The organism is Parabacteroides sp. AF27-14 (assembly GCF_003635425.1).
GTDB classification, from domain to species: Bacteria; Bacteroidota; Bacteroidia; order Bacteroidales; family Tannerellaceae; genus Parabacteroides; species Parabacteroides distasonis.
This window is the reverse complement of the sequence record NZ_QTLZ01000009.1, coordinates 49823-73805: the sequence shown is the minus strand read 5'-3', so window position 1 is coordinate 73805 and position 23983 is coordinate 49823. Positions and strand designations below refer to the sequence as shown.

The 23983-nt window shown below is 47.4% G+C and carries 32 protein-coding genes; 4 read left to right on the top strand and 28 right to left on the bottom strand.

The window, feature by feature from the left end; translation table 11 throughout:
• Positions 1 to 4: 4 nt before the first annotated feature.
• The 11 genes from traK to DWY79_RS22755 all read right to left on the bottom strand — a co-directional run bounded on the left by traK (position 5) and on the right by DWY79_RS22755 (position 8580).
• Positions 5 to 628, bottom strand: coding sequence for a conjugative transposon protein TraK (traK, locus tag DWY79_RS11245; protein ID WP_009017677.1), 624 nt, complete (start codon positions 626 to 628; stop codon positions 5 to 7).
• A gap of 49 nt (positions 629 to 677) precedes the next feature.
• A complete protein-coding gene (gene traJ, locus DWY79_RS11240) occupies positions 678 to 1682 on the bottom strand; it encodes a conjugative transposon protein TraJ (RefSeq protein WP_057097673.1) in 1005 nt (334 codons plus the stop codon).
• A gap of 52 nt (positions 1683 to 1734) precedes the next feature.
• Positions 1735 to 2364 (bottom strand): DUF4141 domain-containing protein, encoded by a 630-nt coding sequence (locus DWY79_RS11235; RefSeq protein WP_004327366.1) that lies wholly within the window; start codon positions 2362 to 2364, stop codon positions 1735 to 1737.
• 4 nt (positions 2365 to 2368) lie between these two features.
• Positions 2369 to 2731, bottom strand: coding sequence for a DUF3876 domain-containing protein (locus DWY79_RS11230; RefSeq protein WP_010992658.1), 363 nt, complete (start codon positions 2729 to 2731; stop codon positions 2369 to 2371).
• 202 nt (positions 2732 to 2933) lie between these two features.
• A complete protein-coding gene (locus DWY79_RS11225) occupies positions 2934 to 5435 on the bottom strand; it encodes a TraG family conjugative transposon ATPase (RefSeq protein WP_118032924.1) in 2502 nt (833 codons plus the stop codon).
• Positions 5432 to 5755 (bottom strand): DUF4133 domain-containing protein, encoded by a 324-nt coding sequence (locus DWY79_RS11220; RefSeq protein WP_118032925.1) that lies wholly within the window; start codon positions 5753 to 5755, stop codon positions 5432 to 5434. Before DWY79_RS11220 ends, DWY79_RS11225 begins: the two co-directional genes overlap by 4 nt.
• A gap of 11 nt (positions 5756 to 5766) precedes the next feature.
• The gene (locus DWY79_RS11215; protein WP_004327362.1) at positions 5767 to 6066 is read right to left on the bottom strand and encodes a DUF4134 domain-containing protein; all 300 of its coding nucleotides are present in this window, start codon (positions 6064 to 6066) and stop codon (positions 5767 to 5769) included.
• 18 nt (positions 6067 to 6084) lie between these two features.
• Positions 6085 to 6672, bottom strand: a complete 588-nt coding sequence (locus DWY79_RS11210; protein WP_118032926.1) for a DUF4122 family protein — start codon at positions 6670 to 6672, stop codon at positions 6085 to 6087.
• A 19-nt stretch (positions 6673 to 6691) separates the two neighbouring features.
• Positions 6692 to 7096, bottom strand: a complete 405-nt coding sequence (locus DWY79_RS11205) for a DUF3408 domain-containing protein (protein WP_118032927.1) — start codon at positions 7094 to 7096, stop codon at positions 6692 to 6694.
• Positions 7077 to 7856, bottom strand: coding sequence for a ParA family protein (locus DWY79_RS11200; RefSeq protein WP_009017669.1), 780 nt, complete (start codon positions 7854 to 7856; stop codon positions 7077 to 7079). The genes DWY79_RS11205 and DWY79_RS11200 overlap by 20 nt, the downstream gene beginning before the upstream one ends.
• Before the next feature lie 391 nt (positions 7857 to 8247).
• Complete coding sequence (locus DWY79_RS22755) at positions 8248 to 8580, bottom strand: hypothetical protein (protein WP_199705225.1); 333 nt, start codon at positions 8578 to 8580, stop codon at positions 8248 to 8250.
• A gap of 43 nt (positions 8581 to 8623) precedes the next feature.
• Between DWY79_RS22755 and mobA the strand changes: the two genes are divergently transcribed.
• From mobA to DWY79_RS11165, 4 genes are all read left to right on the top strand, one after another.
• The gene (mobA, locus tag DWY79_RS11185) at positions 8624 to 9052 is read left to right on the top strand and encodes a conjugal transfer protein MobA (RefSeq protein ID WP_004327358.1); all 429 of its coding nucleotides are present in this window, start codon (positions 8624 to 8626) and stop codon (positions 9050 to 9052) included.
• Entirely contained in the window at positions 9049 to 10323 is a 1275-nt protein-coding gene (gene mobB, locus DWY79_RS11180; RefSeq protein WP_118032929.1) for a conjugal transfer protein MobB, read from the top strand. Before mobA ends, mobB begins: the two co-directional genes overlap by 4 nt.
• A gap of 257 nt (positions 10324 to 10580) precedes the next feature.
• Positions 10581 to 12587 carry a conjugal transfer protein MobC gene (mobC, locus tag DWY79_RS11170; protein WP_118032931.1) on the top strand — a complete coding sequence of 669 codons (2007 nt, stop codon included), beginning with the start codon at positions 10581 to 10583 and terminating at the stop codon, positions 12585 to 12587.
• A gap of 115 nt (positions 12588 to 12702) precedes the next feature.
• Positions 12703 to 13098, top strand: coding sequence for a hypothetical protein (locus DWY79_RS11165; RefSeq protein WP_118032932.1), 396 nt, complete (start codon positions 12703 to 12705; stop codon positions 13096 to 13098).
• Between the two features lie 458 nt (positions 13099 to 13556).
• Here DWY79_RS11165 and DWY79_RS11155 read toward each other — a convergent pair whose 3' ends face one another.
• From DWY79_RS11155 to DWY79_RS11075, 17 genes are all read right to left on the bottom strand, one after another.
• Positions 13557 to 14525 carry a hypothetical protein gene (locus tag DWY79_RS11155; protein ID WP_118032933.1) on the bottom strand — a complete coding sequence of 323 codons (969 nt, stop codon included), beginning with the start codon at positions 14523 to 14525 and terminating at the stop codon, positions 13557 to 13559.
• Positions 14526 to 14569: 44 nt separating this feature from the next.
• On the bottom strand, positions 14570 to 14998 hold the full coding sequence (locus DWY79_RS11150) for a hypothetical protein (protein WP_118032934.1): 429 nt from the start codon (positions 14996 to 14998) through the stop codon (positions 14570 to 14572).
• A 100-nt stretch (positions 14999 to 15098) separates the two neighbouring features.
• Positions 15099 to 15323 (bottom strand): hypothetical protein, encoded by a 225-nt coding sequence (locus tag DWY79_RS11145; protein ID WP_029427360.1) that lies wholly within the window; start codon positions 15321 to 15323, stop codon positions 15099 to 15101.
• A gap of 57 nt (positions 15324 to 15380) precedes the next feature.
• The gene (locus DWY79_RS11140; protein WP_118032936.1) at positions 15381 to 15683 is read right to left on the bottom strand and encodes a hypothetical protein; all 303 of its coding nucleotides are present in this window, start codon (positions 15681 to 15683) and stop codon (positions 15381 to 15383) included.
• A 76-nt stretch (positions 15684 to 15759) separates the two neighbouring features.
• Positions 15760 to 16047 (bottom strand): hypothetical protein, encoded by a 288-nt coding sequence (locus tag DWY79_RS11135; RefSeq protein ID WP_233527273.1) that lies wholly within the window; start codon positions 16045 to 16047, stop codon positions 15760 to 15762.
• 56 nt (positions 16048 to 16103) lie between these two features.
• Complete coding sequence (locus DWY79_RS11130) at positions 16104 to 16628, bottom strand: hypothetical protein (RefSeq protein WP_118032937.1); 525 nt, start codon at positions 16626 to 16628, stop codon at positions 16104 to 16106.
• Between the two features lie 71 nt (positions 16629 to 16699).
• Complete coding sequence (locus tag DWY79_RS11125) at positions 16700 to 17056, bottom strand: hypothetical protein (RefSeq protein ID WP_133303576.1); 357 nt, start codon at positions 17054 to 17056, stop codon at positions 16700 to 16702.
• 51 nt (positions 17057 to 17107) lie between these two features.
• Complete coding sequence (locus DWY79_RS11120) at positions 17108 to 17620, bottom strand: ankyrin repeat domain-containing protein (protein ID WP_007558978.1); 513 nt, start codon at positions 17618 to 17620, stop codon at positions 17108 to 17110.
• Between the two features lie 83 nt (positions 17621 to 17703).
• On the bottom strand, positions 17704 to 18159 hold the full coding sequence (locus tag DWY79_RS11115; RefSeq protein WP_029427323.1) for a macro domain-containing protein: 456 nt from the start codon (positions 18157 to 18159) through the stop codon (positions 17704 to 17706).
• Positions 18160 to 18239: 80 nt separating this feature from the next.
• Positions 18240 to 18854, bottom strand: a complete 615-nt coding sequence (locus tag DWY79_RS11110; RefSeq protein ID WP_118033024.1) for a hypothetical protein — start codon at positions 18852 to 18854, stop codon at positions 18240 to 18242.
• 53 nt (positions 18855 to 18907) lie between these two features.
• On the bottom strand, positions 18908 to 19309 hold the full coding sequence (locus DWY79_RS11105) for a hypothetical protein (protein WP_009126119.1): 402 nt from the start codon (positions 19307 to 19309) through the stop codon (positions 18908 to 18910).
• 70 nt (positions 19310 to 19379) lie between these two features.
• Complete coding sequence (locus DWY79_RS11100; RefSeq protein ID WP_199487941.1) at positions 19380 to 20018, bottom strand: pentapeptide repeat-containing protein; 639 nt, start codon at positions 20016 to 20018, stop codon at positions 19380 to 19382.
• Positions 20019 to 20062: 44 nt separating this feature from the next.
• Entirely contained in the window at positions 20063 to 20356 is a 294-nt protein-coding gene (locus tag DWY79_RS11095; protein ID WP_008620111.1) for a hypothetical protein, read from the bottom strand.
• Between the two features lie 65 nt (positions 20357 to 20421).
• Complete coding sequence (locus DWY79_RS11090; RefSeq protein ID WP_032581399.1) at positions 20422 to 21486, bottom strand: ankyrin repeat domain-containing protein; 1065 nt, start codon at positions 21484 to 21486, stop codon at positions 20422 to 20424.
• 66 nt (positions 21487 to 21552) lie between these two features.
• Complete coding sequence (locus DWY79_RS11085; protein ID WP_118032882.1) at positions 21553 to 22047, bottom strand: SMI1/KNR4 family protein; 495 nt, start codon at positions 22045 to 22047, stop codon at positions 21553 to 21555.
• Between the two features lie 77 nt (positions 22048 to 22124).
• Positions 22125 to 22676 carry a hypothetical protein gene (locus DWY79_RS11080; protein ID WP_117588479.1) on the bottom strand — a complete coding sequence of 184 codons (552 nt, stop codon included), beginning with the start codon at positions 22674 to 22676 and terminating at the stop codon, positions 22125 to 22127.
• 62 nt (positions 22677 to 22738) lie between these two features.
• Positions 22739 to 23869 carry a tyrosine-type recombinase/integrase gene (locus DWY79_RS11075; RefSeq protein ID WP_181979621.1) on the bottom strand — a complete coding sequence of 377 codons (1131 nt, stop codon included), beginning with the start codon at positions 23867 to 23869 and terminating at the stop codon, positions 22739 to 22741.
• Positions 23870 to 23983: the final 114 nt, after the last annotated feature.

Sequence of the window (23983 nt, the reverse complement as noted above, 5' to 3'; positions counted from 1 at the left end):
TCCGTCAGCGTTTGAGGGTCTGCAAATCCTTGTTCTCCGTGACCTCGAAGCCCTCGATGATGAAGCCCTGCGGGTTGTTGTCGCTCCTGACCGCATCCAGCAGGCGGCAGCGGGTCACAAGGCTGCGCTCCGTAACCGAGCTTTCCCGCAGGATGATCTGCCGGGCGAATGTCCGCACGCTGTACGGGTACTTGTCGAAGTCGCACCGCAGGCTGTCTATCTCTATCATCTGGTTGATGTTCCCCGAGATTATCCGGTTGTAATACCCCTTTTCCGAGAGGTCCTTGTAGTAGTTGAAGGCGCTCTTGTCCGCCAGCAGCAGCGAGCGTTTGATGTTGCCCTCGATAGCCGACTTGTCGGGCGAGAGCGTGAAGAACAGCTCGTGGAAGCGGCGCACGTGCTCCCGTGCCTCCACCGGGCGGTTCTGCCGCACGTCCTGCGAGAGTGCCAGCATCAGGCTCTTGCCGTTGTCCAGCACGTAGATCTTCTGCCGCTGCGCCTCGGCGAAGCTGTACGACTTCCACAGGGCGAAGCCCGTCACCACGGCGCACAGGCTGGCGAATACCAGCGTGAAGAGCCGTATCTGCCTGAAGCTCGTTTCTATATTTTTCAAACTTTTAAATTCCATGTTTCCGGTTTTTTATTCGTTATGACTCATGTTCTTGGGACATCCGCCGCTACTTGATGATTTTTCCGGCGATGTTCCCCACGGCTGCGCCCGCACCCGCTGCGGCGACGTTGCCTACCTTCGTGGCGGTCTGGTTCATCGCACGGTTGGCGTGGCTCACCCCGCCCGCCATGATGATCCAGTTGGCGACGGTCGGTATGGTGAAGTACCCGAATATCCCGATGATTAAAAAGATGATGTACACCGTGTTCGAGCTGTCCGGGATGAAGGTCGGGTCGCTCATCGCCTCGATGTCACGGGTGAGCATCAGCACTTGGATCCGTGCCAGCACCGAGCTGAACAGGTCGCTCACGGGCAGCCACATGTAGATGGAGATGTACCTCGTTATCCACTGCGTGAGCGTGCTCTGGAACCCGTCATAGACCGAGAGGGCGAACGCTATCGGACCGAGGATGGAGAGGGCGATCAGGAAGAACGTCCGTATCGTGTCGATCACCAGCGCAGCCGACTGGAACAGCAGTTCGAGCAGTTCTTGGAACCACAGCCGGATGCTCCGCTTCATGTTGTACTCCGTCCGGTCGATGTACATCACCGCCATCGTCTTCAAGTCCTTGGGCGACCAGCCCAGCTCGTCGAGCTTCTTGTCGAAGTCCTCCTTGCTCGCCAGATACGCCTTCTCCGGGTCACGCCGGAACGCCTCCCTCTCCAGCGTCTCCTTCTGTTCCCGGTATCGGTTCATGTCGAAGGTCTGTGATTCGAGCATCCCGTGGCAGCCCTTCACCACGGGCGAGAGCACCGTGTTGATCGTGCCGATGACGAAGGTGGGGAAGAAGAGGATGCACAGCCCGATGGCGAACGGGCGCAGCAGCGGGTACACGTCGATGGGCTCGGCACGGGCGAGCGCCTGCCACACCTTGGCGGCTACGTAGAACAGCGCACCCAGCCCGGCGATTCCCTTGGCTACACCCGTCAGCTTCTCGCAGAGCGGCATCATGTCCTGATACAATGCCTGCAATATCTCGTGCAGGTTCGTGAAGTCTATCGCTAACAACATAGTCCTGTATTTTTATTATATGTACGCATACATTATTATATATTTGCCCGCCTCACCAGTAACGGTCTTCCGCATCCCCGTAGAGAGCCACCACCCGGTCGGCGTCCTTTTTCTTCTTCGCCCGCAGGTAGCTCACCGAGATGTTCTTGTCCGTGTAATACTGCACGAGGTTGCGGTACTCCAGCAGCCGCTTGTAGCTCTGGTCGATGATCGCCAGCCGCTCGGCGTCCGAGAGCGACATCCCCGTCACGTTCACCACGTTCTTCAAATCTTGCAGGATGTCCGCGCTCTCGGAGAGCAGCTTGGCGTACCCGAACGAGATGGTTGACAGCTCGTCCGGCGTGTAGTTCGGGTCGCCGAGCATCTTCTGGTAGTTGCGCACGTAGATTTCCGAGATGTCCGCCACCATCTCGATGGACTTCTTCACCTTCACGCCGCCTTTCACCACGTCATGCACCGCCTTGAGCGCATCGTAATACTTCCGTCCCTGCTCGAATATCTTCGCCGTCTCCTTGAACCCGTCCAGCGTGTGCTGTGCGGTGGCGGAGGTCTCCACGATCTCCTTGGTCGTGTTGATGATGCCCTGCGCCAGATTGCCGGGATCGTGTACGACCCACTGGGCGTTGGCCGCACCTGCCGTCAGGCACGCCACGCCCACGATGATTGCCTTTATCGTTCTCATGTCCTTACTGTTTTAGGGTTCCGTCACTCTTTCTCCTGTACTCTCCGCCCGGCGACAGCCGGATGCGGTCTTTCTCCCGGTCATAGTCCATCATCACGGCGAAGCCCGTCTCGATGAACAGCACCCCTTCCGTTTCCCGGACGAGGTAGGTCTCCGCTTCACTGCCGCCCGTGTGGTTCCTGTGCATGACCGTCACACGGTACCTGCCGTCCTCTTCCCAGAGGGTGAAGGGCGGCTTTCCGCCCGTGCTGACCCATTCGCCGCACATCTTTTCCAACCGTTCCGCATTTGTCTCCTTGCAGGAAATGACAAACGCCAGCGCCGCCGTCACCGCCGACAGCAGCAGGATTAAATTCAATCGTCTCATCTTGATTCCGTTTTTTTAAGTTTTACAAAATTTTATTCTCTCCATGCCGTTTAGCCGTTTGTACATCCAGCCGTTTAGCCAGCCAGCCGTTTAACCGTTTGACCGTTTAGCCGTTTGGTCAATCATCCGACCCTTCAGCCGTTCGTCCGGTCAATCAACAACCCGTCCGGCAACCTGTCCGCCACTTCAGCGCATCGGCACATTATTTATACTTCGTCTCTGCCAGCCGCTTGATGGCAAGTTCCAAGTCGCCGCCCAGCTCTTCCGCCAGTGCGAACACCTCCGTCTTCTCGCTCTCCTCGGTGGTATAGGTCAGGTACTCGGCAGCCGACACCTCCGTGGCGTACACCGCCGACTGCACCCCGTTCAGACCGATCCACACCTCCTTGTACTTCCGTCCGGGATGGTTGGAGAGGTTGATGGAGAGTATCTGCGACTTCTCCTTGTCCGTCAGACCGAGCATCGACTGGATGCCGTCGAACTTGTTCATGTACTTCTTCTGGTCCAAAAGGATCTTGCAGTCCGAGTTGGTGATGATAGCCTCCTTCACGATGGGGGACGAGATAATATCATCGACTTCCTGCGTGACGACAATCGCCTCGCCGAAATATTTCCTGACAGTCTTGTACATATATTTCAAATACTCACTCATACTCGGCGAGGAAAGGGCTTTCCAAGCCTCCTCGCAGATCAGCATCTTCCGCACCCCTTTCAGGCGGCGCAGCTTGTTGATGAAGGCTTCCATGATGATGATCGTAACCACGGGGAACAGCTCGGCGTTGTCCTTCACGGCGTCGATCTCGAAGACGATGAACCGCTTGTGCAGCAGGTCGATGTTCTCGTTCGAGTTCAGCAGGAAGTCGTAGCGCCCGCCCTTGTAATACTGCCGCAGCGTGGTCAGGAAGTTGTCGATGTTGAAATCCTCCCGGCTCACCTTGATGTCCCTTGCAGCCAGCTCCTTCCGGTAATCGTTCAGCATGTACTCGTAGAAGGTGTCGAACGAGGGGGCGATGTCCCGGTTCTGTTGTATCCGGCGGATGTACGCCGACACCGCACTGCCCAGCTCGCCGCTCTCCGTCTTCGTGATTTTCTCGTCCTCGCCCTTCCACAGTGCCAGCAGCAGCGTCTTGATGCTGTCCTTCTTCTCCACGCTGAACTTGTAGTCGTCCGTGAAGAAGGGGTTGAAGCTGATGGGCTTCTCCTCCGTGTACGTGTAATAAATCCCGTCCTCGCCCTTGGTCTTGCGGTGGATCAGCTCGCACAGCCCTTGGTACGAGTTGCCCGTGTCGATCAGCACGATGTGGCTGTTTTGCTCGTAATACTGGCGCACGAGGTGGTTCATGAAGAACGACTTGCCGCTCCCGCTCGGACCGAGGACGAACTTGTTGCGGTTCGAGATCACCCCTTTCTTCATCGGCAGGTCGCTGATGTCCAGATGCAGCGGTCTGCCCGTCATCCTGTCCGCCATCTTGATGCCGAAGGGCGAGAGCGAGTCCTTGTAGTTCGTCTCCTCGGTGAAGAAGCACAGGGCTTGCGGGATGAACGTGTAGAAGCTCTCCTCGAAGGGGAAGTCCCCCTCGTTGCCCGGTATCGCCGCCCAAAAGAGCGTCGGCACGTCCACCGTGTTGTGCCTCGGCTTGCACTCCATCAGGGCGAGCTGGCTGCCCACCTCGTTCTTGATGCGCCTAAGCTCCTCCCGGTCGTCGCTCCACGCCATCACGTTGCAGTGGCAGCGCACCGAGGTCAGCCCTTTCGAGTGCGCCTCGTTCAGGTATTCCTCGATCCATGCCTTGTTGATCTGGTTGGAGCGGGAGTAGCGGGAGAGCGAGTGCATGTTCCGGGCGGTCTGCTCGAAGCGTTTCAGGTTCTCCCCGTGGTCGTCGATGAAGATGTACTGGTTGTAGCAGTGGTTGCAGTCCAGCAGCAAGCCCACCGGGGCGGCGAACGACAGGCGGCAGTCCGAGCGGTCGGTCGAGAGCCGCTCGTAGCGGCTGTCCGTCGCCACCTTGCCCGGCAGGTCTTCCGTGTCAGAGAGGGTGTGCAGGCAGAGGATGTCGTCGCCGATGCGCATCTCCTCCGGGTTCAACTGGATGTCCTTCAGTACCGTCGTGTCGTGCTGCGAGAGCGAGAGGTACTTCTCCACGATGCCCGCCGACCGTTCCGTGCCGGTGATCTCGTCCGTCGTGAGGCGGCGCAGCGTCACCAGCCCGCTGTCGTTCATGATCTTCTCGAACTGACCGACCGCTTCGATGAACCTCGTAACCGTCTCCCGGTCCTCGATCTCCTTGGGGACAAGCCTGCCCTTGCAGAGGGTGGAGAACGTGCTTTCCTGACGGCTCCGTGCCTTCGTCGTCTTGGTAAGGAACAGGTAGCAGAAGTGGTTCAGGAACGGGCGTTCGTTGAAGTGCCTCTCAAAGCTCCGGCTCAGGAAGCTAAGGTCGTCCCTGTCCGTTTCCGGCCGGTACTTCTCCTCGATGAAGAAGTCCTGCTTGTGCACGATGGAATACTCCGGCAGCACCTTCACCGCCTTGTGCCAAGCCGAGTGGACCGCCTCGTACTCGCTTCCCGTGGCGGAGAACAGTTCCGGCAGTTCCACCCTGAAGGCGACCGTCACGTCCGCCTCCTTGCTCACGATGCAGCCGTTCTCCACCGCCAGCAGCGGGAACTTGCTTTCGAGCGTCGCCGCTTTCATTACGTTTCTCATTCTTGCCAGTGTTTAAAGGTGAATAATCGGGGGATTTTCAGGCGGTTCACCACGTACCTCGGATGCCGCCTGCGGGCGGCTGCCTTCATCAGCCCGTGCGTGCCGTACCGGGCGTTCAGCCGGAAGGTCAGCCATACCAGCAGCGTAGCCGCAGCCACGCCGAAGCCGATGCACACCCACTGGTTCACGCCCGCCATGTACAGGATGACGAACACCACGAACACGGCGAGCAGACCGCTGCAGAAGATGAAGAGGTACTGGCTTTCCAGCCCCTTGAACTCCACGTTCCTGCCGATCCCCTTGTTGATTTCCAAGTCCATAGTCCGCTGTTTTACAGGAAGAACGAACGGAGGATGGTAGCCGCCACGATCAGGAAGATGCAGGCTCCGAACCAGCTTGCGGCGACTTTGCTCACGTCCGGATCGCCGGCGCTGAACTTCCCGTACACTTTCACCCCTCCGATCAAGCCGACCACCGCACCGATGGCGTAAATCAGTTTCGTCCCCGGCTCAAAATACGAGGTGACCATCTGCGTGGCTTCGGTGATGCCCGCCTGCCCGTTTCCCTGCGCCATTGCGCCCACGGCAGCCAGTATGCAGGCCGCCGTAAAAAAGATTCTTTTCTGTTTCATTTGTCTTTAAAATTTTAATTAAACATTATGGTTGTCCATCAGCCGGGCGACACGCTCACGTGCGCCCTCGAACTCGTCCAGCATCGCCTCCCAGATGTCCGACCCCATCACGGACGGCAGCACCTCACGGGCTTCCCGCTCCGCCTTTTCGCCCGCATCGTCCGACACCAGTACCCGGCGCACCTTTTTCAGGTCATCGAAGGAGTACCCCGTGGCGAAGTCGGGGTTGCCGTCCGGGTAATAAGCCCCTAATTCCTCTTCCTCCTCCAGTTCCCGGATCTCCTCCGGCGTGGGTTCATAGTCCGTCTCCTCCTCGTCCTCCTCCGGCTCGATGTCGGAGTAGTCCGCCCCGTCGTCCTCCGTGGCGGGTTCGTCCACGGCTCCGGCTGCCGCTTCCTCCCCGTCCTCCGCTGCGAAGGGCAGGTAGGTGCTTTCTCCCATGACCGTGTACGGCTCGCCCGGTTGCCCCGGCTCCTGATCCGGCTCGTCCGTGCCTTCGTCCGTCTCCGCTGTACCGAACATCCCGGCGATGTCCTGCCGGTAGTATTTCCACAGCACGGCGAGGTAATAGAGCAGCAGGACGGTGAGCGATAATTTCAGTATCATGCCGTTTCCTCCTTCCTTTTTAAAAGAGGTTCTCCAGTTTCCCGGCGTATGCCGCCTCGATCTCCTCCCGGTATTGCTCGAAGTGCTGCGCCAGCACGTTGTCGATGTATGCCGAGAGCGACACCTTGCCGCCCGTCAGCATCACCGAGATTTTGGCGATGCGCTCGTGGTACTCACGGCGCACATAGACCGGCTTGCCGTAGCGGGCGGGGATGTCCATGCCCTTGAGGAAGGTCGTCTCGTAGTCCGCCTGCCTTCCCTTGCGCCGTCTTGTGTCCGCCGCCTTCCCTTCCTGCGCCTTCTCCACCGGCACGGCGGTTTCAACCTTTCCGGTTCCCGGTTCTCCCGTCCCTGCCGCCTCGCCCGCCATCATCCGCATCAGCAGCTCCTCGTCGATGGGCTTCTCATTCCGCTGTTTCTTCATAGCCTTCCAGTTTGAGGATGGTTGCTATCTCACGGGTCAGTTCGGGGATGCCGCTGCCTGCCAGCATCCGCCTGTCGGGAGCCAGCAGCGTGGAGCGGAACACCGTCCGTCCCGTGCCGTCCGCCTCCTTGCGGAAGCGTTTCGTGTCGGGGATGCGGGTTTGCAGCATCGGCAGTCCCATGTCGGCGACCACCTGCCCGTACTTCTCGTACAGCCCGCTCGTTTCCCGCTTGTCGACTTGGTTCCAGAAAAGGTAAAGCCCCTTCAGGCGGCTCGTCTCCTTGCCCAGCATCATCCGTTGCAGCACGTCGAGGAAGGAGAGCGTGCTTTCCAGCACCGCCTTGTCCGCACTCACCGGGGCGAAGATGTAGTCCATCTGTGCGATCGTGCGCAGGATGCCCGCCGAGTTCACCGTGCCCGGCAGGTCGAAGAAGAGCAGGTCGTAGCAGCCTTCCGCCGCCAGCTCCCTTGCCGTGTCGGGGGCTTGTTCCACCCGGCACTTGCGCACCGGATAGGCGGCACGCCCCGGCTGCCGCATCTGTTCGTAAGCCGCCCGTTTCAGGTATTCGTTCTCCAGTACCGCCCGGCTGTCACGCTCCCGCATCTCGTACAGGCTGTACTGCGGGAAGTCGCAGTCGATCACCGCCAGCGGACACCCCAAGCGGTAGTGCAGGTAGCCCGCCACCAGCACCGTGATAGCCGTCTTGCCGCTGCCGCCTTTCTGTGTGGCGAAAGCCACGTTCAATGTCTGTCTGTCCATATCGTCATTCTGTTGGTTATTCATCCGGCTGCCCGTGCAGCCGCTTCTCTGTTCACTCAATCGGTCAGCTTTTCAGCTACTCTGCCGTTCATTCATCCGTCCGTTCATTCGTTCATTCATCCGGTCATACATTCAGCCCGGCATCCATCCAATCATCCGGCTGTTCAGCCGTTTGACCGTTTAGCCGTTTAGTCATTTAACCGTTTGGCTGTTTAGCCGATCGTCCGGCTGGTTATCCGGTTGTCCGTCCGTTTGTCCGGCAAGACCGTCAGCCGTTCGGCTGTCCGTCCGGTCGGCTATCCGGTTGTTTCCTTGTCTATCCGGACAGTCGTTTCACCGCTTCCACGGCGCAAAGGAATATCAAAATACCGGTAGTTTATCCGTTTGATTATCAGCGTGTCGTGCATTGTCTTCCCACCCGTAGGTTTGTCGCATCCGGGCATGGTGTCCGGACGGGAAAAGGGCTGTTACTTTGCATGCGGAAACCAAAATGGAGTAAGAATGGAAAAGAGCGGCAACCGCCCGAGGGAGTGCCCCGGCACTCCGCAGCAGGCAAGGGCATCCCCAATCTGTCCGGCAGGACGGATTTTATTTTCAAACGAAAATGGCAAGTTGTGTGCTGCGGCACTCGAAATGAATTTCGTGCCTCACCACCACCTTGCCCCCTCGATGTGGCATCCCCCTCCGGAGTCGGGGGCTGCTCACGGGGGAGAGCCGTAGGCATACGGCGTTTTCAGACCATGTTTCACTTAAAATTTTACAGGATGATGGACAACCAGAAGAAGTATGCGGGCAACCACGGGCGAAAGCCCAAGCCCGACAAGATGCGCCACCGCTACGTGTTCCGTCTGGACGACGGGGACAACGCCCGTTTCCTCGCGCTTTTCGACGAGTCGGGCAAGGCGACCAAGGCGGAGTTTATCGTTTCCGCACTTTTTGGCAGGGAGATTAAGGTCATTAAACTGGATAAGGGGACGCAGGATTTCTACATGCGCCTGACCACTTTCCACTCGCAGTTCCGTGCCATAGGCACGAACTACAACCAATGCGTGCGTGCGCTCAAATCCAATTTCTCGGAGAAGAAAGCCCTCGCTTTCCTCTACAAGCTGGAGCGGCACACCCTCGAACTGGTCGAGTTAAGCAAGCGGATTTCCGCACTGGTGGAGGAGTTCCAAAGCAAATACCCCGTCCGATGATAGCCAAGATCTCGCATGGCAGCAGCCTGTACGGGGTGCTTGCCTACAACCAGTTGAAGGTGGACGAGCGGCACGCCGACGTGCTTTTCACCAGCCGGATTATCGAGCCGCAGGGCGATAATCCTTACACGATAGGGCATCTTTCCCGCTCGTTCGGCGACTACCTGACCGCCAACCGCAAGACCGAGAAGCCCGTCCTGCACATCTCCCTCAATCCCGACCCGAAGGATTGCTTGAGCGAAGAGCAGTTTGTCAGCTTGGCGGAGGAGTATATGCGGCGCATGGGCTTCGGCGACCAGCCCTATATCGTCTATCGCCACAACGACATCGGGCGGGAGCACCTGCACATCGTCTCCGTCCGGGTGGACGAAACCGGACGGGCGATTTCCGACAGCTACGAGCACGGGCGTTCGATGAAGGTATGCCGGGAGCTGGAACGGCAGTTCGGTCTTGTCCCGGCTACGCCCAAGCAGTGGAAGGAGGGGCTGCCCTTGTCGCCCGTCGGTTACGGGGACGGCAACCTCAAGGGGCAGTTGGCGGGAGTCATCCGCCCGATTGCCCGGGAGTGGCGTTTCCGTACATTGGGCGAATACCGTGCCGTCCTTTCCCTTTACGGCATCACGGTGGACGAGGTGAAGGGGGAATACGGCGGGCGGGAGTATCACGGCTTGACCTATTCGGCAACCGACAGGGAGGGCAACAAGGTCGGCAAGCCCTTCAAGTCCTCCGTGTTCGGCAAGGAGGCGGGCGTCGCAGCCCTCGAAAGGCGGATGCATAACGCTGCCGCATGGGAAAAGACCCACAGGGAGGTCGCCGCCGCCACCGCCGGAAAGGTTGCAGCCGCCATGCAGACCGCAGGGCATGACCGGGCGCAGTTCGAGCGGGAACTCATGCGGCAGGGAATAGGCGTGGTATTCCGCACCAACGATGCCGGGCGCATCTATGGGGCGACCTTCATCGACCATGCCGCCAAAGCCGTCTTCAACGGCTCCCGTCTGGGCAAGGAGTTCTCCGCAGGCGTGTTCAACGACCTTTTCGCCGGGCAGGATACCACCGGACTGGCATCACAACAGCACCAGCCGGAACATTCCCACATCACCGAATGGCAGGAGCAGCACACGGGCTACCGTCCCGACCACAAGGACGGCACCACCCAGAACGTGGCGGCCGCCTTCAACCTCTTTGCCCCCGTACCCGGCGGAGCGTCCGGCGACCAGCCCGTACCGCCCCGAAAAAGGAAGAAAAAACGCAAATATGGAAGGCAACAGTAACAATGCCCAATGCCCATCCGCATGGCATACCGACCTCATTTTCGCAGCGTAAAGCGGAACGCAGCGATTTTCGGATAAGGACAAAAAGCTGTTTGAGCGTAGCGAGTTCTTTTTGTCCCCGAAAATTGCGAAGTGGAGTAGCGAGAAAATGCAGTCTTGACTTTTTCTTTTTGGTATCTTTTTCTTTTGTGTCAAGACAAAAGAAAAAGTACATATACATAATAAAACGAAGTTTTATCATTAATTTTCAACGAATTATGCAAAACGAAGACGATTTGCGTGGACTCGCCAAAGTCATGGAGTTCATGCGTGCGATAAGCATTTTATTTGTAGTGGTAAATATTTACTGGTTCTGTTACCAGTCCGTCCGGGAGTGGGGCATCGACATCGGTGTGGTCGATAGGATATTGCTCGGCTTCCAGCGTACCGCCGGGCTGTTCTCCAATATCCTCTGGACGAAGCTCTTCTCCGTGCTGTTCCTTGCCCTTAGCTGCCTCGGCACAAAGGGCGTGAAGGAGCAGAAAATCACGTGGCGCAGGATCATCCTTTGCGGCGTGTCCGGCTTGCTGCTCTTTTTCGGCAACGGGTGGCTGCTTGCCCTTCCTCTGCCGCTTCCGGCGGGCACCGTGCTGTATATCGCCACCCTTACCGCCGGGTATATCTGCCTGCTCATGGCGGGGCTGTGGATGTCCCGCCTGCTGAAGACCGACCTGCTCGAAGACGTGTTCAATGTCGAGAACGAATCCTTCATGCAGGAGACCGAGCTGAAGGAGAACGAGTATTCCGTCAACCTCCGCACCCGCTTCTGGTTCAGGGGCAGGGCGTATGACGGATGGATCAACCTTGTCAATCCCTTCCGTGCGACGATGGTCTTGGGCACGCCCGGTTCGGGCAAGTCCTATGCAATTATCAACCAGTACATAAAACAGACCATCGAGAAGGGCTATTCGCTCTTCCTGTATGATTTCAAGTACCCCGACCTCTCCGAGATAGCCTACAACCACCTGCTCGCCCACTTGGACGGCTACAAGGTCAAGCCCAAGTTCTACGTGATAAACTTCGACAATCCGAGGGAGAGCCACCGCTGTAACCCCATCCACCCCGACTTCATGACCGACATATCCGATGCCTACGAGAGTGCCTACACGATTATGTTAAATTTGAACCGCACGTGGATTTCCAAGCAGGGCGACTTCTTCGTGGAATCGCCTATCATTTTGTTAGCCAGTATTATATGGTATCTCAAAATCTACAAGAACGGCAAGTATTGCACCTTTCCCCATGCCATCGAGTTCCTGAACCGCAAGTACGCCGACATTTTCCCTATCCTGACCTCGTACCCGGAGCTGGAGAACTACCTTTCTCCCTTTATGGACGCATGGGAATCCTCGGCGGTGGAGCAGTTGCAGGGGCAGATTGCCAGTGCCAAGATACCGCTTTCCCGCATGATTTCCCCGGCTCTCTATTGGGTGATGACGGCGGACGATTTCACCCTCGACATCAACAATCCCGAAGAGCCGAAAGTGCTGGTAGTCGGTAACAATCCCGACAGGCAGGGCATCTACGGGGCGGCGTTGGGACTGTACAACTCCCGTATCGTGAAGCTCATCAACAAGAAGAAACGGCTCAAATCCGCCGTGATTATCGACGAGCTGCCCACCATCTATATGCGTGGGCTGGATAACCTGATTGCCACCGCCCGAAGCAACAAGGTAGCCGTCATGCTCGGCTTTCAGGATTTCAGCCAGTTGAAGCGTGATTACGGAGACAAAGAGTCCGCTGTAATCTGTAATACCGTCGGCAATGTATTTGCAGGTCAGGTAGTTGCCGAAACCGCCAAGACACTGTCCGAGCGTTTCGGCAAGGTCTTGCAGAAACGGCAGAACATGACCATCAACCGGAACGAGACCTCCGTCTCCATCAACACCCAGATGGACAGCCTCATTCCGGCGAGCAAGATTTCTAACCTCACGCAGGGCATGTTCGTCGGGGCGGTAGCCGACAACTTCGACGAGCGCATCGAGCAGAAGATTTTCCATGCCGAGATTGTCGTGGATAACGAGAAGGTCAGACGGGAGACCGCCCGCTACGTGAAGATACCGCAGATCATCGACTTCACCGACAAGGACGGCAACGACACCATGCAGCAGCAGATCGACGCCAACTACTACCGCATCAAGAACGAGGTCAGGCAGATTGTCGCCGACGAGATCGGGCGCATCAAGGCAGACCCGGAGCTGTCGCATCTGATTAAGGACAAGTGAGGATAAAAATACCCCGTCGGCAAGAACAAGCCGGCGAGGTCCTTTTTATCGGGTATGGTGTTTTTCGGCATGAAGTAATGGTTAAGTGGGCAAAATACATTATTTTTGTAATGATATGGATAAGGACAATCGCAAATACCGGATCTGCTTCATCGACTATATGTGGTATGTAGCCGAGATATGGCACGAAAGGGAGCATACCAACCTTAACGGGCGTATGCTGTTGTTCTTTTGCTGGCTCTTTGCCATACTCGTACCGCTTGGAATACCGTTGATGTTTCGCTATTTCAGTTGGATTGTTGCTTTTGCCGTAGTGATGATGCTCTGCTTTCTTCCCGACTTGTTCTGCCAGCTCCGCTACACAGCCGGGCAGCGTGAAGCACTCCGTGAATATTACGGAAAGATGAAACATCCCGGCAGGAAGCTCGCCAAAATAGTCCTTATCGCTATCGCTCTGACTGTGGTGAATGTCGCACTGATGTTTCACCTCGGATTTATACATTGGGCATGATAAACGGCAGGAGAATAAGCATCGGTTCTATCTCTGGGATTACTTACATATCGGCTAATTTCCATTTCACGGCAGAAGCCGAAACATCATCATCGTTCCGCTTTAAGCAGTAGTGCTGTTTGCTGCTAACATTTTATTGTGTCAATTCATTATCAGTTTTACAACAGACCAATGACATTTGCAACAATAGATATTGTCGCTATGTTGTTCTATACCTTCTATATCTATCATTGGAAGTTGTAATTTCTTTCCTTTCATCACAATCTCAAACTCATTGAAATGCCAATCTTTAAGTTCTTGTTTTTCTATTGTGAAACCACAACTCTGTAAAAGTGTTGTAAGCTCTATTATAGGATTACATATTGATTTGTATTGACACATATTATTTTTCCCTTGTTAGTAATGTCCGGTGGCTAACCGACCTTTTCAGGGGAGGGTAAGCCGCTTGTTATGTATCTTTATAAGTTGGGATGACTTACCCAATTATATTTTTTCATTAACTTTTCCATTGCTTTATTCTCTGCATTATTATTTCTGAAATAAATATATACAGATTTCAAGGTTTTCAGATGAAATAATGTTTTTTCCAACTCTTCGGTTGTTAGACATGTTAGTTCCGTTGCGACAAAACGCTGCAATTTCGGAAGATATCTGACACTGTCTATACCATAGCGCAGATTCGGGCAGCCTGCCAACTCCAACAATTCCAAGTTGCTCAGTTTTGACAAGTCTGGCAAGGTCTCAAGACTGAAAGTCCAGTGCAGATAAAGTCTTTTCAGATTAACCAATTTAGATATCCACGAAAAATCCGAGCATTTCGTCTGCCTTTTCAGATACAGATATTCCAAATTCGGAAATTTGTCAGGCAAACACTCCCCGTTTGTCAGTTTGGAGAATATGGATAACTTTTTCATATTGAAGTTAGGATTCAGACTCGATGCGTCCATTTTTTTGACCTCCAATTCTTTAAGATTTGTCAAACTGTTAATGACAGAAAGTTGTTTTTTAGTAATTTCCAAATAGTCTCCAAAATTAAGAGTATCTAAGAACTTTAACTCTTGCAGGCTCTGCAATGATATGCTTCTTTTAATCAGACCTAAAATTGAAAGACTTTGCAGTAATGGAGTATATTGAACAAAATCAATAGAATCCAATTCTGCTTTATGCGGAAAGTTGGAGACAAGTAAATGCCGTACATTACTCAAAAATTCAATAATATTGAGATTGTATATCAAATCTTCATCTTCTTGACTTATTCCTAAATCACAATCAATACATATCATACAATCATTCATTCCAAGCAATTTATTAATGGATTGCAATTGACTCACAGTATAGCCCTGTGTACCAAACAATTGTATTGATTCTCCTTGTACTATGGTTATATTTGCAATTTCCTGTGAAGTTTGTTTACGAATATATATCATATTGAATTTTATTAAGATACATAATGTGTTTCAGCTAACAAAATTTAGCTGTTAAGTTGATTGTTACCAATGTTTTGTTTTGGGAAATAATATAAGCTATCAACTTTGTGTTTCTCGAAAAATAGTTCTATATTACCAATTCTTATAGAACCATTCTTGGAAATATTATTCTTGAATTTATCTTTTACACCATCTATATGTTGTCCAAGAATGAATATATCGTCAATAAATTCAATATTGATATTTTGCTTTTCTCTATTAATGTCGTTTCTTTCAACCATAATATATTGACACATATTATTTACTTTATCAAAAGAGAACTCAATTTTATATTCGAGTGAGTAAGCTGCCATAAGATAATGATGTTTAGTTTCAAACAAATCATCAGATATGTTTTTGACAACTTCAATACTTGTCAATTCTTCAGCGATACCTTTTTCAGAAAGTAGTTCTGATGTCTTTATCTTATACATAGCTTATTTTATTTTCGTTATTTTCAATTGGTAATGTCTGGCAGCTAATTGACCTTTATGGGCGATTGAGGTGCATGTTACTGATACATTCTTTTAATTCTTATATCCTTTCTAATTCATATAAAACTTCTTTCAGTAAGTCATATTCTTTATTATTCAAATCTCCATGCGCTAATAATCCGCAAAGATTAGAATATATCTTATCATAGATTTGTGGATCAGCATCATTCTGGAAGGAATGTATTAGTTTCTTATAAAACTCATTCCTACTTTCCGATAGCTCTGTCATTTGCTCCAATTTTCTAATAAGTTCTTTCGTATTCATTCTTATAGGTAATGTCTGGCGGATAATCGACCTTGAAAAGGTCGATTTATCCGTATGTTACTGACTTTTCTCTGAATTATTAAGTTCAACAAAAAATTGTACCATTCTATTGTATAATCTATCACGTAGCTGGTCTAATCTATTGTTTTCATCAATGCAAATGATACCATTTCTCATTAAAACCAAATCTGTAAATGATCCCATTCCACCAAATAGACCTTTAATTTCTCTTAGCCAATCCTTTGGGGAAGAAACATTGGCTGCATACAATCTTTTGAGAGTGATTATCCAACCAGTTTCACCCACAAATTCTAATAACTCTATTATTTCTAAAAGGATTTTTCTTAATTCTTTTTCCATATTTCCTTTTTATTTCTTCAGTCAGTAATGTTTGTTGGATAATCGACCTTTGGAAGATTAATCCGTATGTTATCGTTTATTTCAACTTAATTAGTTTTTCATATTGAAAAGAAACATCAAGAAGTTTATCTACTAATTCATCTCCAAGCCAACAATCTATTAGATATTTGCCATAACTTGGTGTAAACGAGTAAATATCTTTATCAATCGCATTAATCATATTTTCCAATTCTTTTTGTACATTATGTAATGCACCATCAGGAAGAGAAGTCTTCCTACATTCAAAAGGTTGCGCTAATATTCTTTTTACATCATCAAGTATATTCACACAACAACTTTTTACTGTTTCTTTTCTACTTACCATATTAAACGATAATGTTTGGCAGCGTTCCGCTTATTCAGTCGGTTTGCTGTTTGTTACTAACGTTTACACATCGAATAGAGATTTATTTTATCTTTGAACATCTGTTCCGATTCTTTATATCCTTGCATTTTATAATATTCAAGTAAAATATCCGGATGCTTATTCAGTAAATAATAATCTATTAAACAATTTGCAACATCAAGATAATCATGCGTTTTACAACGCTGCTTATATTCGTCTTCCGAGATTTCAAGTTCATTTAATATATAATCTCGCTCCGACTCATCTATAACAATTTCTTCGTTTTCCCACTCTAAAAGCACGTATTTGCAAAAAGCCCTAAAACTATCCGATAAAAGATAAGTATATAAATCTTTTATTGATAATTCTTGAAAGTTACACTTACAGAGCAAAGTATTACATTCGGAGATGTAATCTTCAAGGTTATCAATTCGTGCTTCCTCCCAAGAGTCATTTTCTTTACAGAAATAAAGTTGTGGCAACTCTTGTTGAATTGTTTGCCATAGTTCTTTCAATTCTTTACTTTGAAGTAGTCTTTCAATTTCTATTCGATTTACCATATTTTTTGCAAGTTAGTAATGGGTTGGCAGATAAACAGCCTTAAATGTTTTATCTGTTTGTTATCATCAATTTAATAAAATTCAACTATACAGTCCGATAAAGTGTAACTTCGTCCATTAGACAATTCAATATTGTCATTGTTGATTTTTCCCGTCAATAAATTCAACATACTTGCTCCTTGCGTTATTTGTTTTCTCCAACCTAATATATCAGAGTGGTATTCTACTGCATAAAACTTATTGCCATCAGGTGTTGTAATACAACAACCTTCTTCTGAAACTCCTCCACCTTTAGGTAATGAAGGCTGAACAAATCTTGTTACTTTGTCGAAATTTGAAGTTACTTTTTTGAAATTTGAGGATGGCTCACCTTGAATATATAGAAATTCAATACCATACATCTTTTCATAACCCGGTATGTTATTCATATCTTTCATTATTTATCTTTTGATGATAATGTCCGGCAGCGTGCCGCTTGTTCAGTCGGTTTGCTGTTTGTTATCATTGTTAAAGAATCTTCTTACATCATAATTTGCGATAGTTCTTGCCAATGATTTAGGAGATACTCCATTGTTGTTCTCTATATCGGGATTAGCTCCATTTTTCAAAAGGTGTTCGATAAAAAAGCCATCTCCCTTGTATTGCATAACAGCTTCCCATAAAGGAGTATTACCATTTGCATTTTGCATATCTATATCTGCATTATGATTCAGGAGTAATTCAAAAATACCTTTCAACTGATATTGAACAGAAAGATATAATGCAGTGCGTCCGTCTTTCCTTTTTTCATTTATATCCAACCCTTTTTTTACAAATTCGGGTATAATTACACCTGCGGGATGTACGATACTCTTGTAATTCATTATATAGTAATGAAGTAGATTACTCCCATATTTATCTTTACTATTTATGTCATAATCTATTAGAGCTTGTATAAACCTGTTTGAGTCATCACTCAATAATTCAAGTTTCATATCTTCTATTGTTCTCATTTCTTTGATTCTAATGTAAACAACGATAATGTCCGGCGGATAATCGACCTTTCTGGGGAGATTGATCCGCTTGTTATCTGCCACTATTCACTTTGATAAGTTTCAACTACATACAAATCAACGTTAGGATAATCGTTTGAAACTTTGTTCAAAACAGCTTTTACATCATCCCATTTTAATCCTCCTAATCCAGCACCGATTGCAGGTAAGGCTATTGCCGTTACATTATCACCACTGGCTAACTCAAGCATCTGTATCAGTGCCTTTTCGATATACTCTATTTTAGCTCGTGTTCGCCACGTTGCTTGAGTGCCAAGATTATATATATGCCCGTTGCCATAATCATAATCAAATACATCTCCGGGGCAAAACTTGTTTTCTTTACACAATAGCTTATATTCAAGATACATATCTGGATATTTGTCTTTGAACTGCACGGCAATGCCTTTACCCATTGCACCGGCGCAATTACATCCGTGCGCATAACTACTTACACCCTCAATGCGGAATATGTCGCCTTTCTCAATATACCTAATCATTGTTTTTTCTTTTTTATTGTTATTTTATTCTGGCAGATAATGTCCGGCAGATAAACCACCTTAAATGTTTCATCTGTTTGTTAGCAACCTCTTTTTGTTTTATAGATTATTTCAGAATATCCATTTGGAAATGATTTGGTGATGGAGTCTAAAGCCCCATCGTCCTGATATTGGAATATGTGAACCAAGCCTCCAGCGTTTTCCCCCTCTTCATTATACTGTTTGATTTCAATATGTGTCAAGACATTTCCATCATAGATGTAACTCTCTTCACGGCTACCATAATTACCACAAAGTAGCAACCGATTCAGCTTTCCATCCTTGAAAAAGTAATGACATACATTCATCAGATGTTTGCCATTATCATAGAGAATACTTTTCACAAGATTGTCAGTATAAAATAGGAAGGTGTGATAGAATTGATTTTCAATCGAACAACCAGCCTTTACTTCAATTATTTTTGCTTGATCATTAAATCCATATATACAAAGATTTTTGCTACTTTTTATTGTATCATGACGTTTTACAGGCTTCCCTTGTTTGAAACCATTACGCTGATAAGAGAATGGGGTAAGTTCATAAAACTCACTTTTATAATATTCATTTCTTACGACCTCTTTTTCAATTTGTTGCCTTATAAGTTCAAAGTCGTTTTTATATGCTTCAAATTCAGCTTTTAACCTTTCGTTCATCATATATTTTTGTTATTTAGGTTGCTAATGGGTTGGAAAGGAACGCCGTTTAGGAGTTAGCTTTCCTTGTTATCAATTTTATATTCTTCATATTCAAGAAACGCAGTATCAACATCTCCTTCTAACAGGTAGTAGAAACAATCTTGTATTATATCAATCCATTCAATAATTTGCTTTTGCTGTTCTTGTGAGACAAAATTAGCCCCGACAATCCATCTCCTGCCTAAATGTATAATGCTATACACATCACTTATTAGGGTTTGATTGATTGTCGGCTTCATAAAATCATCCGCAAGAACTTTAAGACATTCCATTATCTCCATAAAATTACACTCATATAGTTTTCCTCGAAATGGACGAAGTAAGCCAAGAAAGCCATTTTCCCATTTCTCATTTTCTATATCATTGTTTCTACAAGAATGAAAACTTAATAAAATATATGCTTCTTCTTTTGTCATTGCGTTTCTGTTTAATTGTTGATAATGTTTGGTGGCTAACCGACCTTTTCAGGGGAGGTTGAGCCGCTTGTTATCGTCGGCTTGAAATATTATATTCAGGAATCATTTCCGGAATTTTCATTTTCTCATACTGCTCTATTTTAGGTTTATTTCCTTCAAATTTAATTCCTCGCAAATCACAACTGATAAATCTTGTTCTTGTAAAATTGCAATTATAGAATTTTGAGGCTCTAAACTCTACATTTTTAAATTCAGCACCGGTGAAATCACAATTATAAAATTTTGTCCGCCTGCCACCATATTCATATCCATATGTTGTAATACCAAATTTAGCATCAATAAAGCAACAATTCTCAAAAATGGCATCATTAGCATTAATTACCAACTTAGATTTTCGAAAATTACATTCTTTGAAAATTGATTTATCCATTAAACAACCGTCAAATTTCGTTCTGAAAAAATCAACATTGTACAAAGAACTTTCAACAACAGAACAAGAAAGAAATGAATAAGACATGTTGATTGTTTCAAATTTTGATTGTTTCAAGTATGCTTTACGCAACTGAATAACTGATGATTTGCAACTAAGTTCTATACCCGATAGATCTAAGTTTGACATTTCGATGTTGCTTTGGGTAAATTGCTCTAAAACAGGGCTAATTTGCTCCAGAAATATTGGATCAGACCATTTTTCTTTAATCTTATTCATTTCCTTCTATTTACTTGACGATAATGGGATGCAGCTAACTGCGTTTAGCAGTTTAGGTGATTGTTACCAATGTTTTCTAAAATTAATTGATGAATCCTTTCTGACAAATTCCATTGTAGTGAGACAAATTTTTGTTTCATTGGTAGATCAGAGAACGAACCAATGCCTGAAAGTGAGGCATCAATTTCATGGAGATTTTGATAAAATGATTCGCAATCTTCTTCGCCTTCTTTTATTAGTTTCAACTTATTCTCATACCAAACCGCTTGTTTATGCCAACCTGTTTGATGTAGTAATTCTATCATTTTCTCCAATTCATCAATTAATTTATTTCTCATTTTTAATTTTATATTATTGGTAATGTCCGGCGGATAATCGAGTTTTTAGAAGATTAATTCGCTTGTTATAAACTCAATTCAATCGCTTTCCATTTCTTAGACTTCAATTTTTCTAAAGAGTGTTCGCTATATCCCTTTTTAGTAGCTTTTACAGGAATAAGCGTATAAAGAGTAACCATATCCTCTTTGTTATCATATTGATTCGCTGTATCAGAGTAGTTATAATCTACGACATAGAATCCAGCCAATTTCTCCGACCAAGAGATTGCGTTGAACCCTTTCTCTGTTTTGGATATAAAATCTCCATCAGAGAATGTTCTTCCGTTACGGACTTGGTTCGTCAATTCTTTCATTACCATATAAGGGAACTGTGTCTTCTCCATTTTAGAGTATGGATTCCAGCCAAACGGAAGCACAATAACAAACTCCACATAAGGCTGGGTATATTGGAAATTTCCTACACTGAACAATAACGAATTGTTGCCTCTATTAACAACCGCAAGCCTATTGAATACACCATTTTCCATTTCATTGAATTTGTTAGGAATAACTCTGCCAATATTCCAGTCTATATGTTGGGATATGCCACCACCTACTTCAGACCATACATAATCGTGGTTGATATTGGACAACGCACCCTTTTCCTTCAGAAAAAGGCTTATTTCGTTATGTCCACTACTAATAGACCAATCAAGAGGAGAAAAAAGTAGAGTTGTAGTAAGCCTATTTATATCCGCACCTTTCTCTATAAGATAGCGAACAATCTCAAAATGCCCTTTAGCGGCTACTTCATTCAAAGCTGCTGTTGTAGAACTTTCATAAGCATTTATATCTGCACCATTTTCTATCAATAGTTTGACTATTTCTAAATGGTTTCCAGACGAAGCACCCCATAAAGGAGAAAATAATCTATCTTTAATACAATTTACATCGGCTCCATATTGAATTAAAGTCTTGCAAATTTCATAAAAACCTTTCTTTGCAGCTCGGCATAAAGGTGGATGAAGCGTATATAAATTCTCATCATTCAAATCCAGATCTGAATGTTGGTCGAGTATATTCGACACTTCCTGCACGTTGTTATCGCCAACTGCTTTTTCCAGTTTTATATAAATTTCTTTATTATTCATCTATTGAGTTTATAATGTTCGGTGGATAATCAATCTTTCAGAGAGATTTATCTGCTTGTTATAAACCTATTTGAAATTTGTCAGTATATCATTCTTTTTATTGGAAGACAACATTTCTAATAAATGATTAAAGCTATCGCAAACAAATTCTGCCGAATCTTCAAATTCAGGTTCAACTCCATAATAGATTTTACCGTAATTTTCCGGAGATAAATCTATGCACAAATATTGGTATCCATCTTTTACTGACATAAGAATAGGAATATGGCTATCCCAAAACAGGCGTATCATATCACAGGATTCCTTATCATCTGCCAACGCCTCAAGTCCCATCAGCTCAAATTCATTCCAACGGAATCCGCTATCGCTTTCTCCGTTAAAGTCCTCTATGGAATTAAACCAAACATTATCACTTTCATTCGTGATTGTCTGAAACCGTTGTAAAAACTCCTGATAGTCCGCAGGAAGTTCGGAGTACCGATTTTGTAAATCAGAGCTTAAATCTTTTCTTTCCAATCGTTCTGTAACGATGAATCCTATATTTTTCAGTGCTTCAATCATATTTTTATTTTACGAGTTTATAATGGGATGCAGCTTGCCGCCGTTAGGCGGAACAGGTGCATGTTACCGATATATTTTTATGAACATTGCCAAAATCCTGCGATTATTTCATTGGTTGTACAGTGCTTATACAAATACAAAGCACCATATCCGAAAGGATAACTGCCGATAGTAACATCTTCACTATATCCGTCTTCGTCTATTGACAAGAAAAAAGAAAAACCATATTCCTCTAATTCTTTATAATAGCTTTCTTCATCTTGAATAAGGATAGGAGTTCCACCTATTTTTACAAGTATATTTTCACTATCCTTATCTTCTGAATATTCACTAATAGAACACATCCCTAAGTTGGTATTTCGTTTTTCTGTGCAATTACCAATTTCAGAAAATTCATGTTCTATTACTTTTACTGCTATTGAAGGATATATGTTATTGTCAATAAGAGTATCATAATCTTGGTGAATGATGATAGAAAGCATGACGTTTTCCTTTTCAGGATGTACCAATATTGCATAGAATTTATAATCGCTGGGGATTTGTCCTTCTATACATTTAGGTGGATTGCCACCAATCCTGCCTTTTACATTCTTATCAAATGGAATACATTTGGCATATCGTTCATTCATATTTTCTTTGTTTTATTATTATCGGTAACATGTAATTATCAGCGGTTTTCGCTGTTATTTTCTTATTTAACTATCTCATTATCACCTTCAAGAATATCATCCAATGGAGTGCGGATGCTGCTCTTGAAAGTGTCGGCTATATGCACGTACATTTCTGTCGTTTTCAGTTGGTTGTGCCCCAACAGCTCTTTCACGATTTTCAAGTCCGTGCCTTGCTCGATCAGATGCGTGGCGAACGAGTGCCGCAACAGGTGGGGGTACACCCGCTTGGTGATTCCGGCTTCCTTCGCCGCCTCTTTCAGCTTCTTCGACACGATGCTCTCCGTAAACGGCTCACCCTTGTACCGCTCGAACAGCCATTCCTGCGGCTTGTATAGCTTGGTGTACTCGGTCAGCTTCCTGACAAGGGGCTTCGACAGCAGCGTGTAGCGGTCTTTCCTCCCTTTGCCCTGCCGTACCCGTATCAGCGAACGGCTCACGTTGATGTCGTGGGGCTTCAAGTCCAGCAGCTCGCTGATTCTCAACCCGGCGGAGTAGAGCAGCGAGAACATGCAGAACAGCCGGATGTCCGGACCGGTTGCGTCAAGGATGGATTTTATCTCCTCCTTGCTCAGCACGTCGGGCAGCGTCCGTTCCCGTTTGGCTCGCTTTACCTCGTAACATTTCCGTTCCAATCCCAGCACCTTCTCGAAATAAAACTTGATCGAGTTGATGCGCAGGTTCTGTTGGCACGACGAGATCCCCCGTGTGTCAATCAGGTGCACGATGTAGGCGTTGATTTCTTCCGGTCGGATGTAGCGGAGGTTTCTTCCCGCAAAGTATTGCTGGAACTCCTTGAAGTAAGTGGTGTACGCACGGACGGTATGCTCGCTGTATCGCAGTTGTCGCAGCGTTTCGGCATAGCCGGGCGGGATGGCGGGGCTGGTTTTCCCGTTTTTCTTGGGCAAGGTGTTTTTCAGGGCGGAGTAATTGATATACGCCGTTTCCACATGGCGGTCGAAAAAGCCGGACAGGTCGAAGCCTTCTTCCGGCAGGTAGGCTCTGTCCCCCTCGAACCGCACGCCCTTCTCTTTCGACAGCGACAGCCGGATGGCATCGTCCTCGTCGAACTCCACTTCCACGTATTTCTGCCCGTCACGGATGGCAGGTGAAAGCGTTATTCTCGGTTTGCTCTGATAGACTTTCATACGCATCGCATGGGTGGCAATGACAGACCGTGTCCCTCATTACCCATATTTTACAAATATAGAGAAAACAACGAATTATCGCCGTTTCCCGGAGGAGAAAAATGCGTGCGGGGCATGATT